Source organism: Ruminococcus sp. OM04-4AA (genome assembly GCF_003462585.1).
In the GTDB taxonomy this organism is placed as follows: domain Bacteria; phylum Bacillota; class Clostridia; order Lachnospirales; family Lachnospiraceae; genus Mediterraneibacter; species Mediterraneibacter faecis.
Genome location: NZ_QTZH01000015.1, coordinates 1 through 18,073, shown reverse-complemented (window position 1 = coordinate 18,073; position 18,073 = coordinate 1). Strand labels below are relative to the sequence as shown.

13 protein-coding genes, 1 rRNA gene and 2 pseudogenes are annotated in these 18,073 nt (G+C 39.6%); 4 read left to right on the top strand and 12 right to left on the bottom strand.

From position 1 onward, the window contains the following. Positions 1–100 precede the first annotated feature (100 nt). Genes DXB52_RS06415 through DXB52_RS16820 form a run of 3 tightly spaced genes read right to left on the bottom strand, consistent with a single transcriptional unit; the run spans position 101 to position 2,070 of the window. Positions 101–1,471, bottom strand: coding sequence for a sodium-dependent transporter (locus tag DXB52_RS06415; protein WP_055156816.1), 1,371 nt, complete (start codon positions 1,469–1,471; stop codon positions 101–103). Between the two features lie 3 nt (positions 1,472–1,474). After that, on the bottom strand, positions 1,475–1,723 hold the full coding sequence (locus tag DXB52_RS16825; RefSeq protein ID WP_472519995.1) for a TetR-like C-terminal domain-containing protein: 249 nt from the start codon (positions 1,721–1,723) through the stop codon (positions 1,475–1,477). Next, a complete protein-coding gene (locus DXB52_RS16820; protein ID WP_472519994.1) occupies positions 1,711–2,070 on the bottom strand; it encodes a TetR/AcrR family transcriptional regulator in 360 nt (119 codons plus the stop codon). The genes DXB52_RS16825 and DXB52_RS16820 overlap by 13 nt, the downstream gene beginning before the upstream one ends. Positions 2,071–2,463: 393 nt before the next feature. Here DXB52_RS16820 and DXB52_RS06405 point away from each other — a divergent pair, with 393 nt between their 5' ends. Beyond that, positions 2,464–5,004: a YhgE/Pip domain-containing protein gene (locus DXB52_RS06405; protein ID WP_118106778.1), complete on the top strand. Its 2,541-nt coding sequence runs from the start codon at positions 2,464–2,466 to the stop codon at positions 5,002–5,004. A gap of 1 nt (position 5,005) precedes the next feature. After that, positions 5,006–7,192: a YhgE/Pip domain-containing protein gene (locus DXB52_RS06400; protein ID WP_117961739.1), complete on the top strand. Its 2,187-nt coding sequence runs from the start codon at positions 5,006–5,008 to the stop codon at positions 7,190–7,192. Between the two features lie 79 nt (positions 7,193–7,271). Here DXB52_RS06400 and DXB52_RS06390 read toward each other — a convergent pair. The 6 genes and pseudogenes from DXB52_RS06390 to pdxR form a co-directional block, all read right to left on the bottom strand. After that, positions 7,272–8,257, bottom strand: a pseudogene (locus DXB52_RS06390) (BMP family protein). 55 nt (positions 8,258–8,312) lie between these two features. Then, complete coding sequence (hydA, locus tag DXB52_RS06385) at positions 8,313–9,704, bottom strand: dihydropyrimidinase (RefSeq protein ID WP_055156823.1); 1,392 nt, start codon at positions 9,702–9,704, stop codon at positions 8,313–8,315. A 95-nt stretch (positions 9,705–9,799) separates the two neighbouring features. Further along, the gene (locus DXB52_RS06380) at positions 9,800–11,257 is read right to left on the bottom strand and encodes an NCS1 family nucleobase:cation symporter-1 (protein WP_117579628.1); all 1,458 of its coding nucleotides are present in this window, start codon (positions 11,255–11,257) and stop codon (positions 9,800–9,802) included. 191 nt (positions 11,258–11,448) lie between these two features. Then, positions 11,449–12,168: a response regulator transcription factor gene (locus tag DXB52_RS06375; RefSeq protein ID WP_015527765.1), complete on the bottom strand. Its 720-nt coding sequence runs from the start codon at positions 12,166–12,168 to the stop codon at positions 11,449–11,451. Further along, entirely contained in the window at positions 12,146–13,891 is a 1,746-nt protein-coding gene (locus DXB52_RS06370) for a cache domain-containing sensor histidine kinase (protein WP_015527764.1), read from the bottom strand. Before DXB52_RS06370 ends, DXB52_RS06375 begins: the two co-directional genes overlap by 23 nt. A gap of 32 nt (positions 13,892–13,923) precedes the next feature. Next, positions 13,924–15,342 (bottom strand): MocR-like pyridoxine biosynthesis transcription factor PdxR, encoded by a 1,419-nt coding sequence (gene pdxR / locus DXB52_RS06365; protein ID WP_181989171.1) that lies wholly within the window; start codon positions 15,340–15,342, stop codon positions 13,924–13,926. 117 nt (positions 15,343–15,459) lie between these two features. Between pdxR and pdxS the strand changes: the two are divergent. Beyond that, positions 15,460–16,340 (top strand): annotated as a pseudogene (pdxS, locus tag DXB52_RS06360) (pyridoxal 5'-phosphate synthase lyase subunit PdxS). Position 16,341: 1 nt separating this feature from the next. Further along, positions 16,342–16,920, top strand: a complete 579-nt coding sequence (gene pdxT / locus DXB52_RS06355) for a pyridoxal 5'-phosphate synthase glutaminase subunit PdxT (protein WP_117961730.1) — start codon at positions 16,342–16,344, stop codon at positions 16,918–16,920. Positions 16,921–17,059: 139 nt separating this feature from the next. Here the strand turns inward: pdxT and DXB52_RS06350 are convergent, their stop codons facing one another. The 3 genes from DXB52_RS06350 to DXB52_RS06340 form a co-directional block, all read right to left on the bottom strand. Then, entirely contained in the window at positions 17,060–17,422 is a 363-nt protein-coding gene (locus DXB52_RS06350; RefSeq protein ID WP_117961728.1) for a VOC family protein, read from the bottom strand. 24 nt (positions 17,423–17,446) lie between these two features. After that, entirely contained in the window at positions 17,447–17,788 is a 342-nt protein-coding gene (locus DXB52_RS06345) for a VOC family protein (RefSeq protein ID WP_117961726.1), read from the bottom strand. 190 nt (positions 17,789–17,978) lie between these two features. Next, positions 17,979–18,073 (bottom strand): 23S ribosomal RNA (locus DXB52_RS06340); the annotation flags it as partial.

Genomic DNA, 18,073 nt, shown 5'->3' with positions numbered 1-18,073 from the left:
TCTTGCAAAACCATTAGTTAAATTATAACTTATCACTAATAGAATGGCAATGAATTTCTGATTGTTTCAGCGTTTTTTATTTCACAATATTGTTATTGTTTTATCCAACAAATTTACTCCAATATCCCTGCACAAAGATAAATAATACGATCAATGGCAGAATATAGGATACATAGAATCTTGCCCAACCCGGGAACTTGATTCCACTTCCTGCATTCGCTTCTTTCTGGAACTTATCCCAGCCCCAACCATAGCGGCTTGTACAGAACAGAAGATAGATCAGGCTTCCGATCGGAAGCAGGTTATTACTTACAATAAAGTCCTCAAGGTCCTGAATACTGCTTCCTGCTCCCAGAGGCATGAAGCCGCTCCATATGTTGAATCCAAAAATACATGGAAGGGAAAGTACAATAATCGCGATCAGATTTCCCACAACCGCCTTTGTTCTTGAACAATTCGTTAAATCCATCACAAATGCGATCAGATTTTCAAACACGGCAATGATCGTAGAGCATGCTGCGAAAAACATACAAAGGAAGAAAATTGTTCCCCAGATTCTCCCTGCACTCATTGCATTGAAAATGTTCGGAAGTGTGATAAAGATCAGACTCGGACCGCTGTCCGGCTGGACATTAAATGCAAAGCAGGCCGGAAAAATAATAAATCCAGCGATCAATGCAACTAATGTATCCAGAACTGTTACGCAGACTGCTTCTCCTGTCAGAGTTCTTTCTTTTCCGATATAACTTCCAAAGATCGCAATCGCACCGATTCCAAGACTTAATGTAAAGAATGCCTGTCCCATCGCTGCGAAAATAACTTCTTTCAATCCTGCTTCTGCTGCTTTCTTAAAATCAGGAAGAAGATAGAACTCCAGTCCTTTCTCTGCTCCCGGCAATGTCACGGAACGCACTGCAAGAATGATCATCAACACGAAAAGGAGAATCATCATTTTCTTTGTGATCTGCTCCACACCTTTCTGAAGTCCCATACAGACGATTCCAAAGCACAGCACAACAACAAGGATCATACAGATTGTCATTGTAACAGGCTGTCCAAGAAGTGATGTAAATACTCCGGTCACACCATCCGCATCAAGTCCTTTAAACTCTCCGATTGCCATCTTTCCTGTATATAGAAGAAGCCATCCGCCGATTGTTGTATAGAACATCATTAAAAGATAGTTTCCACCGATTCCAAACCATTTATACCAGTGCCACTTTGTTCCCAGTGGTTCCAGACGGTCAAAGGATAGTGCAATACTTGCCTGACTTCCACGACCCACTGCGAATTCCATTACCATGATTGGCAATCCCAACAGAACAAGAAACAGCAGATAGATCAGAACAAATGCTGCTCCTCCATACTTTCCTGTAATATACGGAAAACGCCAAACATTTCCCAAGCCAATGGCACATCCCGCTGAGATCAGGATAAATCCCAGACGTGAGCCAAATTTCTCTCGTTTCATTTCTTAGTTGTCCTCTCTTCCTTCTTTAGTGTCATAAAATGCTGTAACTGAACTTACAACCATTCGATAAGCCATCTCTGCTGCGTACTCTGGTGTTTCATTTTCGCCTGTTTCTAACCATGTTTTCACAAAACCAAGACATCCGTTCAGGCAATAGGAATAAAAATATTTCATTTCACCTGATTTCTCCGGTACAAGAGCCGCAAGTGACTCCCGGCTCTTCTCCTCTAAAAGCTGCTCTAACTTATGCACAAAACCAATATCCCCATGTGTCCTACAAGTGCGCTTGCAATTTGACGATTTTCATCAAGCACATGAAACAAATCCTGAATAAAATAGTAAACGGTATCTTTTCCCGGATCAATTGGATGTTCACGGATTGCGCGCTGCATCTCTTCCATCATTTCATTTTCAATTTCTGCAAGCAGCCCTGGTATATCAGAATAATGCAGATAAAAGGTAGAACGATTGATATCCACCGCATCCACCAATTCTTTTACCGTAATCTCTCTGATACTCTTCTCCCTCATCAATTGAGCAAGACCTGTTTTAAGCTGACTTTTTGTCTTTCTGACTCTGCGATCTGTCTTCTTCTGCATCTTCTCTTCCCCCTTTATAACTTACAGTACTCCTGACCAACAACTCTCTACCCTGTTTCTATGTTACTGTTCGCACGATGTGCGACCAGCAACGCATCTCGCCATTTTAAATCGCCTTTGGCGATGGGGCGAGATGCATTCAAGTCAAAACACGCATCCTCCGTGTCAATCAGCGGAGTGATTGACACGGGAGTGAACAGTAACGTTTCTATGGCTTAAATGAATGATTTTGTTCACCTGCTAGACATTTTTCAATCTTTCGTCTATTATTAGACATATCCAGTATTGATTAATGGTTGTAAATTAGTTTCTACATTAATATAATACTTTTTGACATGAAAATCAACATTGTATCTATTACTAGAAATATTTTTAAGAAAAGGAGTTTTATCCATGAGAAACGCATTTCGGATTTTTCGCCGCGATATGAAACGCTTGCTCCGTAATCCGGCAGCAATACTTGTTTTGATCGGAGTATCTATTCTCCCCTCACTCTACGCATGGTTTAATATTGCAGCAAATATCGATCCTTATGCCAATACTTCCGGCATCAAGGTAGCAGTAGCAAATCTGGACACCGATGCCACACATGATGATCTGACGATCAATGCCGGCAGCCAGATCATTGACCAACTAAAGGAAAACGACCAATTAGGATGGACGTTTGTTTCCAAAGATGCTGCTATTAAAGGAGTTAAATCCGGTGAATATTATGCAGCAATCATTATTCCGCAAGATTTTAGCGAATCCCTGCTAAGTGTCCTGTCCGGAAAGATCGAAACTCCGGAACTTGAATACTATATCAATGAAAAACTCAATGCAATTGCGCCAAAGATCACCAGTTCAGGTGCAAGCACGATCCAGACACAGGTTAATAACACCTTTTCCTCTGTTGCATCTGAGACAATTGCCGAGATTTTAAAGGATTCTGTATTCAACATTTCCGACTCTGTTGATTCAACAAATGCAGAGATTAATGATCTGCTTACAAAAGCAAATAATAATATCAAAGAATACGAACAGCTTCTAGAAAAATTCAGTAAAGACTCATCCAATACCTCAAAGCTGATAGAAAATGCAAAAGATGCATCTACATCTTTAGGAGATGTAGCAACATCCGGAGCAAATGCATTGTCCAGTGCTGACTCTGTCATGAATACGACACGTTCTTCTGCCGGAGATTTTTCTTCCGCACTTTCTAAGTCCCTCTCTGACGGAGAACTTTTACTTGGTCAGGCAAGCAGCTTTGCATCCACAGGACTGACAGAACTTGCTACCGCAGCCGGAAAGATCAACACTTCTGTCAGTGATGCGCTTGGTTATGCAAACTCAGTCAATGAACTGAATGCAGATATTCTTAAAAAAATGCAGGAACTTGCCAATAAGTTTCCGGGAACGATCGGAGATCAGATCAATGCACAGATTTCTGCCCTGCAAACTCAGAACCAGTCAAATCAGGAATTGATCAATAGTCTTCAGACTGGAAATAATGGAATCAAAGATGCGATTGATACAACAACTGCAACACAGGAACAGCTTACTTCTCTGACAAAAGAAAGTATCAATAACTTACATACTTTCCGTTCTACATTTGACCAGAATATTCTTCCACTGCTTGGACAGACACTGGATACATTTTCCACATTGACCGGTCAGGTAGAAGGACTGCTAAACGGAGTACCAGCTACTTCTAAGCAGATCAATGATATGCTCGACCAGTTAGAGAGTGGATTGTCAAATACAACTGCCCTCCTTGACAGTACGAAGGAATCTTTAAGTGCCGTAAGCGACAAACTAAGTACAATTCAGACGGATCTGAATGCACTGACAGGCTCTGCTACATACCAAAAACTGCTCTCTCTTGAAGGCATTGATGCAGAATCTATCTCATCATTTATGTCCTCTCCTGTGGAGATTAAAACGGAGACTTATTATGCCGTAGATAATTACGGTTCTTCTATGACACCGTTCTACTCTAATCTTGCAATCTGGGTCGGCGGTATCGTACTGATCGCAATCTTTAAGATGGAAGTGGACAAAGACGAATCCATGCGCGGTTACGGACAGACAACATTATACTTTGGACGCTGGCTCTTATACATGGCAGTTGGTCTTGTTCAGGGATTTATCGTCTGCCTTGGTGATACACTCCTTCCAGGAGTCCAATGCAATCATCCGGCACAATTCATCCTGACAGGAATGGTTTGCTCTTTCGTCTATGTAAATATTATTTATGCACTGTCACTTACATTTAAGCATATTGGTAAAGCGCTCTGTGTTATTCTCGTAATCCTGCAGATTCCTGGTTCTTCCGGAACCTACCCGATTGAGATGACACCAGCCTTTTTCCAGAAACTGCATCCACTCCTTCCATTTACATATGGTGTGAATGCTATGCGTGAAGCAATTGCCGGTTTCTACGGTTCTAACTTCCGCAACGATCTTCTGATCCTGCTCCTGTGCTACGTGCCGATCTCTCTGCTTATTGGACTTGGACTGCGCCCGGCTCTTTCCGGACTGAACCATCTGTTCGACAAGAAACTGGCAGAAACAGAATTTATGATGTGCGAACCTCACGAAGCAGAACTTAGCAGAAGTACACAGCTCTCCATGCTCTTACAGGCATCTCTTTCCATCGAAGACCTTCGCCTTGTAACAGCTGAACGGGCACAGAAATTTGAAAACAATTACCGTAAGATGATTCGCATCGGCTTCCTTGCCATTGCGATCATCCCTCTGATCTTCCTGATCCTGATGTTCAGTCTCGAATCAAAGATTGTATTCCTGACTTTATGGATCATTTCCATCATTGCGATTTCAGTATGGTTGATCGTTGTAGAATACATTCATACAAAATTAGAAGAACAGAAAAAGCTTGCCGGTATGTCTTACGAAGAAATGCTTGAAAACTTCCGTGGAAAGGAGGCGGAATAATTTGAAAAATATTTTTTTAATCCTGAAAAATGATCTGATGAAGATCCAGAAAAATGTCATTGCAATGATCGTTATTATGGGAATCACTGTAATTCCGACTCTTTATGCATGGTTTAACATTTCCGCAAGCTGGGATCCTTACGGAAATACAGGTGCGCTGAAACTTGCAGTTGCAAGTGATGATAAAGGGTATGAAAGTGATCTTATTGCCGTAAAGATCAACATGGGAGAGCAGATCCTCTCTTCTCTGCATAAAAATTCTCAGTTCAACTGGGTTTTTACTAATTCAAAAGATGCTCAAAAAGGTGTAAAATCCGGAGAATATTATGCTGCGATCGTAATCCCTGAAGACTTTAGCCAGAAAATGATGAGTGTCTTCTCTTCTGAAGCTGAACATCCGGATCTGACTTATTATGAAAATGAAAAAGAAAATGCAATTGCTCCGATCATTACCGGAAAAGGCGCAACGGCTGTCCAGAAACAGATTAATCAGACATTCATTGAGACAATTGCCCAGACCGCACTTGATGCATTTCAGACGGTAGATTCAATCGCAAAGAAGACAGGTGATGATTCTCTGATCAACAATATGAGTAGTAATTTGAATCAGATGGGATCTGATCTTGGAACTGTTGCTGCAACTGTTCAGTCCTTCTCAGACATGACAAACTCTGCAGTTACAATGCTGAACACAACAACAGAATTTCTTCAGGAAACCGGTTCCGGCACAAAAACCAGCCTCAATTCCTTAAAGAATTCTGATTCCGGAATTGATTCATTAACTGCTGCCCTGTCCGGAACTACAAGCACGATTTCTGACGCATTAGCACAGAATGCAAGCTTCTACACCGCTGTCTCTGATACTATTGACAAGGCTTTAAGTTCCTACAACTCAGATGCACAGGCGGCAGCAAATGCATTGTCTTCCGTAAGTAGCCGCGTACAAAATGTCATTGACGGGTATAATCAGCTTTCTGCTGCATTATCTGCTATTGCAGACGCCTCCTCAGATTATCCTGAGATTCAAAATGCGGTCAATGGAATCAATCAGCAGATTCAGCTGGCAATTGAACGACAGACTGCACTCCGTGATAAAATTAACGGTGCTGCAACTTCGATCACTACAGCAACTGCAAATGCCACTACATTAAAGAGTGAACTTGATAGTCTGATCAGCGAAGCAACCTCTTCTGTCAAAGCAGTCGAGACAACTTACGAACAAAATGTAAAAGGAAATCTTGATAATCTTTCCAATTCATTGAGTTCTACAACAGGTTCTGTCTCCTCTATGCTTGGAAGCCTTGACAGCAGCATTGAAAATATTGCTAACGTTACTGGCTCTGCTTCCAGCGGACTTACAGGACTTCAGACAGCACTTACTAATTCTGCTGCTCTGCTAAAAGAATCTTCTGAAAAGCTGACGGCTGTAGCTACAAAACTTTCCACTGATGATTCAGAAGGTATGGCTGCCGTAACAAACCTGTTATCCGAAGACTCTGAAACGATTTCATCTTTCCTCTCCTCTCCGGTCAAACTGGATGAGAAAAAGATTTATCCAATTGAAAATTACGGATCTGCAATGGCTCCATTCTACTCCACTCTTGCGATCTGGGTAGGTGCTGTTGTTATGGCTGCCATGCTAAAAGTCACTGTAGCTGATTCTACAAAGAAGATACTATTCCATCCGAAAGAATATCAGCTCTATATCGGACGTATCCTACTTCTGATCATTATCGGTTTCATGCAAAGTGCACTCATCTGTCTTGGAGATCTTTTCTTCCTTGGTATTCAGTGTAAGCATCCGGTAATGTTTGTACTAACCGGTATGTTTACAAGCTTTGTCTATGTGAATCTGATCTATGCACTGACTGTCTCCTTTGGAGATATCGGTAAAGCCATTGCCGTTGTCCTGATGGTAATGCAGGTCGCAGGAAGTGGTGGAACATTCCCGATCCAGTGTGCACCGAAGTTTTTCCAGGTTGTTTATCCACTTCTGCCGTTCACACACAGCATGAATGCGATGCGTGAATGTATTGCAGGGTTCTACGGAACAACTTATGCAGCAGAAATTGGAAAACTGGCAATCTACCTCGTTCCTTCACTGTTGCTTGGACTACTTCTTAGAAAACCGATCATAAAGATGAACGACGCATTTATGGAGAAGCTTGAAAGTACACATCTGATCTAATGTAATGGTCTAAAATATATAACTACAAAAAGCCCCCTAAAACATTACCGTTAACAGTTCTGTTTTAGGGGTTCTCTTATTATTTCATATTATTTTCTACCGTCTGCTGTACCTCCTTTGGTACTTCATCTGTAAAAATCGGAATAAAAATTTCTTCTTCGATACCTACTCCATAAACTTCATTACCATTGAGTTTTCCATCCATATAATGATCCAAAATCCAGGAATATATTTTCCCGAAATCAAACTTAATCGACGCTGCAACCGTTCCCGGAGCAAGATCATTTTGATTCTCTGAAAATCCAATCACCTTTACTCCATTTTCCTTTGCAGCCTCAATGCAGCCATTTCCAACTTTATTTGCGTAAATAAATAAACATCTGCACCTTTTCCGATCATTTGGTTTGCAATCTCTTTTCCAAGTTCCTCATCTTCCCAACTATTCGCATAGGCCCTGAGTACTGTTGCATTCGGAAGCTTTCTATCCGCAGCCAGCTGACGAACATCCTTTTCATACTGATCCAGCAAGGTCTCCATTGCCTCATTCGGATAACCGGCAATAACGCCAAATGCTCCTGTCTTCGTCAGATTTCCACCAATGATTCCCGCCAAATGGCTTGCCTCCTCTTCTTTTGGATAAACAGAGAATGTATTTTTACCTGATGCCGATCGGCCATTTAAAATACAAAAATCAACTTTCGGATAATCTCCTGACACGGAAGAAACAACCTCCTCGAACTGTGATCCTGCAAGTATGATCAGATTATAATTATCTTCTGCATATCTGCGAATCACTGCGTCAAAGTCTTTCTCTTCGACATTACTCTGATACTCCAGATCAATTTTCTTATCTTTGTTCTGATTTGCAAGAATCCCTTCGTAATTTCCCTTATTCCAACTTTGATCATTTATATCTCCCGGAAGAATTACAACAACTTTCGGCTGATTGGCCGGAATAATTTTTCGGTAAGTAGTTCCTTCGATTACTGCAACAATGATAAGTAATACTGCAACAATGAAGACTGTCTCAGCTTTTATTTTCTTTTTTTTCCTGGTATCTTCCATGCCTTGTTATCCTTTATTTTTGAGTTCTGTATCTTTCAGATTCTCTGACTTTCGATTATAAATCTCCTAAAAAAGGTTTTCTATAGAGATACTTTCCATCTCCTCGATTACCTTTAAATTCGTTATTTTCAGCGATGATATTTCCTCTCTGCATTACGAGATCAATCTTTCCGTGCAGATCTGTTCCTTCATAAGAAGTATAATCAACAGCTCCGTGCATCATCTTGTGAGTCAATGTCTGTTTTGCATCAGCATCAATAATCACAAGGTCTCCATCTGCTCCCGGTTCAATAATTCCCTTCTTAGGATACATCCCGTACACCTTTGCCGGATTTGTACAAGCAACTTCTACCAGCTTGTTGATGCTGATTTTGTTTTTCATTACACCTTCTGAGAAAAGAAGAATCATTCTTTCTTCAACTCCCGGAGCTCCATTCGGACATTTTCTAAAATCATCCTTGCCGTCCTGTTTCTCTTTTGCATAATTGAATGGACAATGATCTGTCGCAACGATCTGAATCTCCCCTGCCTCTAATCCTTTCCACAGCGCATCAAGATCCTGCTGTGTACGAAGCGGTGGAGACATAATATATTTCAATCCATCCGGATCTTTATATCTGTCTTCTGTAAGTGTCAGATACTGTGTACATGTCTCAACAAAAATGTTTTTCTGTCCGTTTCTTCTTGCTTCTTCAACTGCTTCAAGACTTTCCTTACAAGAAAGATGTACAATATACACCGGTGCATCACCTGCAAGCTTCGCAAGATAAAGGACTCTTCTTACAGCCTCTGCTTCTGCAAGATTCGGCCTGCTCTTTGCATGATAGATCGGCGCAGTCTTTCCGGCATCACCATATTCTTTCTTCAGATGCTCTACCACATAATGATTCTCGCAATGGAATGCTGTGATTCCATGCAGTTCTTTCATCTTCTTAAGAACTTCTAAAATACCATCATCATCAATCTTATAGCCATAAGTCATATAAACCTTTGTGCTCTGGACTCCGTCATCCATCATTGTCTCAAGTTCATTTAAAATAGACTCGTCTACATGCTGGACTACTCCATGGAATCCATAATCGATAACAGCTTTATCGTCTGCCAGTCCATGATATACATCCAGTTGATGATGTAGTGGGCATCCTGCCGGTCCGAATCCCATATGGTCTACGATTGTTGTAGTTCCGCCGCATGCGGCTGCAACAGTACCTGTATAAAAATCATCTACTGCTCTCGCGATTCCGACATCAATATCCATATGCGTATGAACATCAATACCTCCCGGGAGAACATATTTTCCTTTCGCATCGATCACCTTATCTGCATCCCCAAATTTTGCTTCCAGGTTTTTTCCGATACATTCGATCACACCATCCTCAATCAGGACATCTGCTTCATAAGTGTCCTCCGGTGATACGATCATTCCATTTTTTACAAGTGTTTTCATGATACTTCCACTCCTCTCTTAGTTTCAGTTATACTTCTACCGCAGTCTATGCTTTCCATAGCTGCGGTGATTTTTGTGCCTGATGAGTGCTGTTTCTAACCTCTTTTTGCTGCTTTAATATAGATAAAGTATGCAAGACCTGCACCGATACTTCCTACTACATATGCATTGTCAAAGATAAATTTCAGTGGTGCAATATATTTTCCGGCAAAGATAATGATCATTGCTGCCACAAAAATAATGATGATCGGTACATTAAAGCCTTTTGAATAATAATATTTTCCGCCGTCTTCCTTGTACATATCAACCATATCAACCTCTGTCTTATGCTCAAACAGATAGGATACCAGATATAATCCTGAGATAGGTCCCAGCAACGCTCCAAGCATTCCACATACATTATAAATCAAATCGTACGCACTTGCCAGTGCATTCCACGGTTGAGCAAATAAAGCAAGTACTGCTGCAATCAAAGCAGCCTTTTTGTAGCTTACTTTCTTTGCAAATAAAGTTGCGATAACATTTGTCGGTGGAACCAGATTTGCTGCAACATTTGTTGTCAGTACTGCCATAATAATGAACAATGAGAAAATAATTACAATAATCGGATTGTCAAATTTACTTACAAGAACTGCCGGCTCCCAGATTGCTTCTTTAAATACAATTGCTGCTCCTGCTGTTCCGCAAATTCCTACAAAGGAAATGAATGCTGTCATTACAGGTGCCCCGACAAGCTGTCCTACTGCCTGTGCCTTCTGTGTTTTACAGTTCTTTGTGAAATCTGCCATAGACAGTGCAATACCACCGTCAAATGCAATCATTGAAGACAATGCCGGGAAAAACAGTGTCCAGAAATTCTTGGACGGATCTCCCTGAAGAGATGGGTCAGAAAGAAGTTTCGACACACTCCAATCTGCACTTCTAATTCCCCAGATGATTACGATAAAGCTCAACACAATCAATACCGGTGCTGCAAACTTTTCCAGTTTCTGTAATGCACTGGATCCTGATCCTGCAATATATACGTTCATTGCCCAGAATAATAAGAATGAAATAAATAAACCTTTAAATCCAAGTCCATGCCATGCTGGAATGATTGCTCCGATAATTGCATTAAGTGCCTGACCGCCAATCCATGCCTGAACACCGAACCAGAAACACCCAAGTACTCCACGGACAATTGACGGGACTACAGTTCCTTTTGATCCAAACACCATTTTACTGAGCATCGGATAACCAAGTCCATACTTTGTACCGAAATGTCCAAGAACAACTGCAAAAATCATAACTAGTGTATGTCCTAATACAATCGTTAACAATGCCTGTGCCCATGACATACCAGATACGATCAGTCCACTTGCCACCTGATATACTGCGATAGATACAATCATACCAATCCACAGATTTCCCATGTCCCATGCTGACCAGTTACGCTCTTTTGAACTCAATGGTTTTGTCGCATCTGCATAATTATTTTTGTATTTATGGATTTCCTTTTCACCTTCCGGTGTCAATTCTACCATATCGCCTATCTGTCTTTGAAAAGCCCCCATAATGTACCTCCATTATTTTTTATTTTTGTTTCGATATATCATTTGCGCATTGATATCTTATACTTCAATTTTAGTACATTTTGTTGTATTTTCAATGTGATAACTTTCTATTTTTGTTTAATATTTACGGTTTTTATGTTAGATTTTCTACATTTCCATGAGAGAATTATTTAAAATATATTTTTTATCTTTTATTGTTTGTTTCTGTATTCTGTCGGCGTAAGATTATATTTTTTCTTAAACATACTGCTAAAATAACGAACATCGTTAATTCCCACTTTTTCTGAAACTTCTCCTATTCTAAGCTGCGGATTCTTAAGAAATTGACAAGCTTTCTCCAGCCGGTAATCTATAATATATTCAGATACATTCTGACCTGTATGTTTTTTAAACAACTCACTCAAATAGTTGGGCGTGATACAAAGTTGTTCTGAAATCTTTGTCAAGGTCAGCTTTTGTGAATAATTCATAGAAATGTAGTCCATCGCTTTCTGAACAAAAAGATTTGTCACTTTCATTTCTTGTTTTTCTTCCCTCCGAGGTTTCTGAATATTTTTCTCAATTTCTTCCAGAATTCCAATCAATTCTCTGGCATTTGTAGGCTTTGTCAGATATCTGGTCACACCAAGCTCTATTGCTCTCTGTGCAAAAGAAAAATCACTATAACCACTTAATATAATAATTTTTGTATTCTCATCCTTTTCACGGATTCGATTGATCAGATCCAGACCATTAATCTCCGGCATCTTAATATCAGTAATAATCACATCCGCATAAGAAACAGACAACTGTTCCAGCGCTTCCATGGCATTTTCGAATACACCTGTAATATCAAATCCAGGTCTGGATGACAATAATTTTGATAGACCATTCCTGATCTTCGGTTCATCATCTACAATTACGATTTTCATCTTCTGTAACCTCCTTTGCCTGATCCACTTCTTCTACCGGGAGAAGAATAGTAACGGTTGTCCCTTTCTGCCATTCACTGTCAATTTTTAATCCATATGCCTCTCCAAAATGCAACTGAATTCTACGATGTACATTTCGCATTCCAATATGCTTTCCACTAATTTCATCTGACATAATACTCTCCCTAAACCTCATCAAACGATCTGGCTGCATACCGATTCCATCATCTGTTACATGTATCTCAAGAGTTCCTTCTCTGACAATCGCTTGAATCTGGATTCTGCCCATCTCCTTCTTCTTCTCAATTCCATGCAGAATCGCATTCTCCACAATCGGCTGAAGAATCAGCTTCGGAACAAAACACAGCTTTGCTTCTTCATCTATTTCTATCTGAACTGTCAGACGATCTTCTAATCGGTTCTTCTGAATACAAAGATAACTTTCAATATATTTTAATTCTTCCTCAAAAAGTACAAGAATCTCTTCTCCATGAAGTGAATATTTCAAAATATCTCCTAAAGATACTACAACATCACTTATCTCCCATTCTCCCTTTTCAATTAACATCCAATTGATAGAATCTAATGTATTGTAAAGGAAATGTGGATTGATCTGAGCCTGAAGTGCTGTAAGCTCTGCATTCTTCTGTGCCAGTTTTTGTTGGTATACTTCCATAATCAATTGGCGTAATCTACTGACCATATAATTAAAAGACTGAATCAGCATTCCTATTTCATCATGTGCTTTTGATTCTACCTGTATTTCAAAATCTCCTGCTTCGACCTGTTTCATAGCATTTTTCAATCTCCCGATTGGCCTTGTAAATGTATAGGACAAAATAAAAATTCCAACTCCTGCCGCCAGCATTGCCAGCAAAACAAGGCCCATAATTGCTTCTCGAAGTCTCTTTGCCTGTGGAAAGAAATCATCTGTCGAAACCACTGAATAAGTCTCCCATCCGGTCAGTCCATTATACTGCCTACAGGCAAAATAATCCTTATTATCCCAGTTGAATTCATATCTTCTAACTCCTTTTTCCATCCCTTTTGTTACGACATCTCCCCAATCATAAATATTTGTCTTATTCGAGCACAGAACATTTCCGGCGCAATCCACCAGATAAGTGTACTGATTTTGAAAGGTACTATAATTATTCAACATCAAAAGTCCAAACGTCTCCGGATTCAATTCTATCGCAAGAATTACCTTATTGATAGAACTTATAAATGTTACTACTTCTTCTGCATTTTTCTGACAAAGCGAACTTCCTTTTTCCGTCCAGGTACCATCTCCAACAAGGTTACTTGCTGCATTCTCATATACTTCCATCCGCCTTTTATCATTCACTGCCTGACAGCCTGAATAGCTGTAATACACGGTTCCATCTTCATTCATCAGTATCAAATCTGAGCAGCTTGATATAAGATTTAAAAGCCCTTCCATCCAATCATTTAATTCTTCTGTTTCTTCCTGCGTATGTATCTCTTTTTTCAAATATGCCCTCACGATTTGACTGGATTTTACATTTTCAGCCAGACGATTGATCTGCTGAACCTGACTATTAATAGAGATATCAATTCTGTTAATTGTATCAGCCATTTCTTGTTCTTTGTTTTCCAATACAAGATTTTTTGCATTTTGATAAGAAAAATATCCAATCATTGATCCCATCAAAAGCACCAGTATCAAAAAAGAGAGCATTAACTTCTTTCGCAAAGTCATTTTATCTTTCTCCCTCCATACTTTTCTCCATGTCATTCCACTTGTGTTATCATCTTTGCAACATATTCCATTTTTTCACAATCAACAAATGAATAATTCATAACATAAATATTTTCATACTTTTTCTTCTTCTCACTTGAATGATAATAGGATGACAATGCAGCCAGCTTAATTCCTTTGCTCTTCATTTTATCCAGAAATTCTTCTTCACTCAAGTTTGTATCTACTTTCATTAAAAAATGTACTCCTGCATCTTCTTCCAGAATCTTAATTTTAGTTTTCAATGCTCCTTGTAAAAATGCTTCCAAGATCCTGTCTCTCTTCTGCTGATAATAATTACGCAGCCGGTTAATATGTTTCTCAAATGCCCCTGAATTCATAAACTGCGCTAACGTATATTGTTCAAAATTTGATACCGTACAGGAATAAAAAGAAAGTTCTCTGTAAAATCGTTCTGCCAATTCATCCGGCAGCACCATATAACTGATTCGCACTGTTGAACACAAAGTCTTGGAAAATGTATTCATATAAATCACTTTTCCCGATACATCAATGCTCTGAAGTGATGGAATTGGCTTACCATTCAATCTAAGTTCACTGTCATATTCATCTTCTATAATATATCTATCTTTCGTTTTTGTCACCCAGCCAAGTAACTCATAACGTTTACTGATTGGCATTACCCTTCCGGTTGGATAATGATGCGATGGAGAACAATGTATCACATTGATTTCTTTTTCTTCCAGTTCTTCTACCTTCGGTCCGTCCTCTTCTATTTCTATATACTCATAACAAGCTCCCATACTGCGATAAATTTTTGCGATTTTATGATATCCCGGATTTTCAACTGAATATTTCAATTCCTTTCCCAAAAGCTGAATCAAAAGACTGGACAAATATTCTGTTCCAGCACCAATAATGATCTGTTCCGGCCGCACCGTCATGTTTCGGAATGCTTTCAGATAATCCGCAATGCTTTGTCTTAATTCCATTACTCCGCCACACGGTGGATTAAGCATCAATTCAGTCTGATAGTCATTCATTACTGCCCGCATCGTCTTTGTCCAAATAGAAAATGGAAATGCACTCTGTTCCGTCTGATTACTCGTAAAATCTGCGATATAAGCATTCTTTCCACCGGTAAGGTTTAACTTATTGCTGTAAATCCTATTTTCTGATAAACCACTCTCGCTTTTCATTCTGTCATCCCGCAGGTCTGCTACATAAAATCCACTCTTTGGAACAGAATAAATATATCCCTCTGCTGCAAGCTGCCCATAAGCATTTTCTACTGTAATTACACTTATAGCCAGATTTTTTGCAAGTGCACGCTTTGATGGAAGTTTTTCTCCACTCTTAATTTTCCCTTGAATAATGTCATTTTTGATACATTTATACAAATATTGATAAAGCGTATCTGACCCTATATTTTCAAAATTATACGTCAACATATTTACTTTTTTCTCCACTCTGACCTTTTTGAATATATTAAAACTGAGTATTTTTATATAGTCACTTTGTCATTATACTATTACCTATCGAATTAGTAAAGAAAAGGAGATTTAAAAATGAGTACAAATAATGAACGTTATGAATTGAATAAAAATCTGGCACAGATGTTAAAAGGTGGAGTGATCATGGATGTTACAACTCCGGAACAGGCAAAGATTGCAGAAGCTGCCGGTGCATGTGCTGTTATGGCGCTGGAAAGAATTCCGGCTGACATCCGCGCTGCTGGTGGAGTTTCCCGTATGAGTGACCCGAAGATGATCAAAGGAATCCAGGAAGCTGTTTCAATCCCTGTTATGGCCAAATGCAGAATCGGACATTTTGCAGAAGCTCAGGTACTTCAGGCAATTGAAATCGACTATATTGATGAAAGCGAAGTCCTTTCACCTGCAGATGATGTCTACCATATTAACAAAAGAGAGTTTGATGTTCCATTTGTCTGCGGTGCAAAAGATCTTGGCGAAGCACTCAGACGTATCAATGAAGGAGCTTCTATGATCCGTACAAAAGGTGAACCGGGAACCGGTGATATTGTTCAGGCAGTTCGCCATATGCGCAAAATGAACAGTGAAATTTCCAAACTTGTAAGTATGCGTGAAGATGAACTTTTCGAGGCAGCCAAACAGTTGCAGGTTCCTTATGATCTTGTCCTTTACGTACATGAAACGGAAAACTTCCTGTTGTAAACTTTGCTGCCGGCGGTGTTGCAACTCCTGCTGATGCTGCTCTTATGATGCAGTTAGGCGCAGAGGGAGTCTTTGTCGGTTCCGGTATCTTCAAATCCGGAAATCCGGCGAAACGTGCTGCTGCTATCGTACAGGCCGTTACAAACTATACAGATGCAAAACTGATCGCTGAACTTTCATCTGACCTTGGCGAAGCTATGGTCGGCATCAACGAACAGGAAATTGAACTTCTCATGGCAGAAAGAGGAAAATAAAATGACAATCGCAGTACTTGCCCTTCAAGGAGCATTCATAGAGCACGAACAGATGCTTCAAAAGCTTGGAGTTCATACCATTGAACTCCGACAGGCTTCTGATCTGCAAAAAGATTTTGATGGGATTATCCTTCCCGGCGGTGAAAGCACCGTTCAGGGAAAACTCTTACACGATCTTAACATGTTCGAACCTTTAAAAGAAAAGATTCAATCAGGAATGCCTGTTCTGGCCACTTGTGCCGGAATGATTCTCCTGGCTTCTGACATTGCTGAACAAGACGAAACCTATTTTGAAACCATTCCTATGACAGTCAAACGAAACGCCTACGGTCGCCAGCTTGGAAGCTTCCATACAAATGCTGAAGCAGCCGGTATCGGTGAAATTCCTATGACTTTCATCCGAGCACCTTATGTAGAATCTGTTCATACAGACACGTCCGGAAATACACCTGAGATTCTCAGTATTGTAGAGGATCGTATTGTCGGAGTGAAATATAAGAATCAGATGGCATTTGCATTTCATCCGGAATTAGATCAGGACACACGGATTCATGAAGCATTTCTAGGGATGATCAGATAGTTATCTTGGAAAGTTTGACAAAGTAAACTTGAAATAGAACAAACTTAATAAAAGAAACCAACAGGATGATTTGCAAATAAATAAAATATTCTTATCCTGTCGGTTTCTTTCTTTTTACTAGTACTATTAAATTGTTTTTTTACATTGGTGTTCCAACCTCTATCAAATTCCCATCCAAATCATAAAAACGAACAATCTTCTGTCCCCAGCTATGCATCATCAAACGATTCACAAACTTTATATCCGGATAAAGTTTGTCCAGTTTTTCGACAAAGGCTTCGATATTCTTCTCCTCAAAATATAGCTCACAGGAATTGCTCTCTGAAATGATATCTCTTTCCAGAAAGTTCTTCCAAATTGTTTTCTCCTGAAGAACAAGTCCCTCTGTCAGAATGACATTTTCTTCATTATCAAGTATTACATCAAGTCCAAATAAATCATGATAAAATTTCTTCGATTTCTCGATATCTTCTACAACAATCAAAATATTTCTTAATCTCATACTTCATAATCTCCTTGTGAGGTTTTATGCATCTACTTTCCACTCTGCCAGCGGTTTTAGCTCAATCTTTGTTCCGTTTGGAAGCGAAAACCAATGGTCATTGATTGCTTTTACCGGATACGCTTTGATTTTCTCCATAATCTCTGCTTCTGAATCTACTGCAATGGAAATATGATCATATCCATTTTCTGATGCTGCATCCAGCTCCTCTACTTCGCAAAGCTGGATACCTTCTTTGTACCAGCATTTTCTTCCCGGTTTTTCACCGATTTCTCTCCACATATGCATCTCAAATACATCTTCAAAAAAATGTTGTGCTTCTTCATATAATTTTGTACGGATTGCCGCGTGATCGATTCTTGCCATCCTGACACACTCCTTTTTGCTTATTCTACTACCTATATTACGTTATTTCTTTTTATTTTTCATTATAAACTCAAATTGTTTAACAAAAAAAACAGCGCTTTCGCACTGCTTCTCATTCCTATCCATATTTCATGTACCTTCAAAACTACATACAGTCAAAACCAACATCATCATCCAACCTATCACTGCTTTGGTTATGCCCTCGACCTATTAGTAACAGTCAGCTCCATGTGTTACCACACTTCCACCTCTGCCCTATCTACCTCGTCGTCTTCAAGGGGTCTT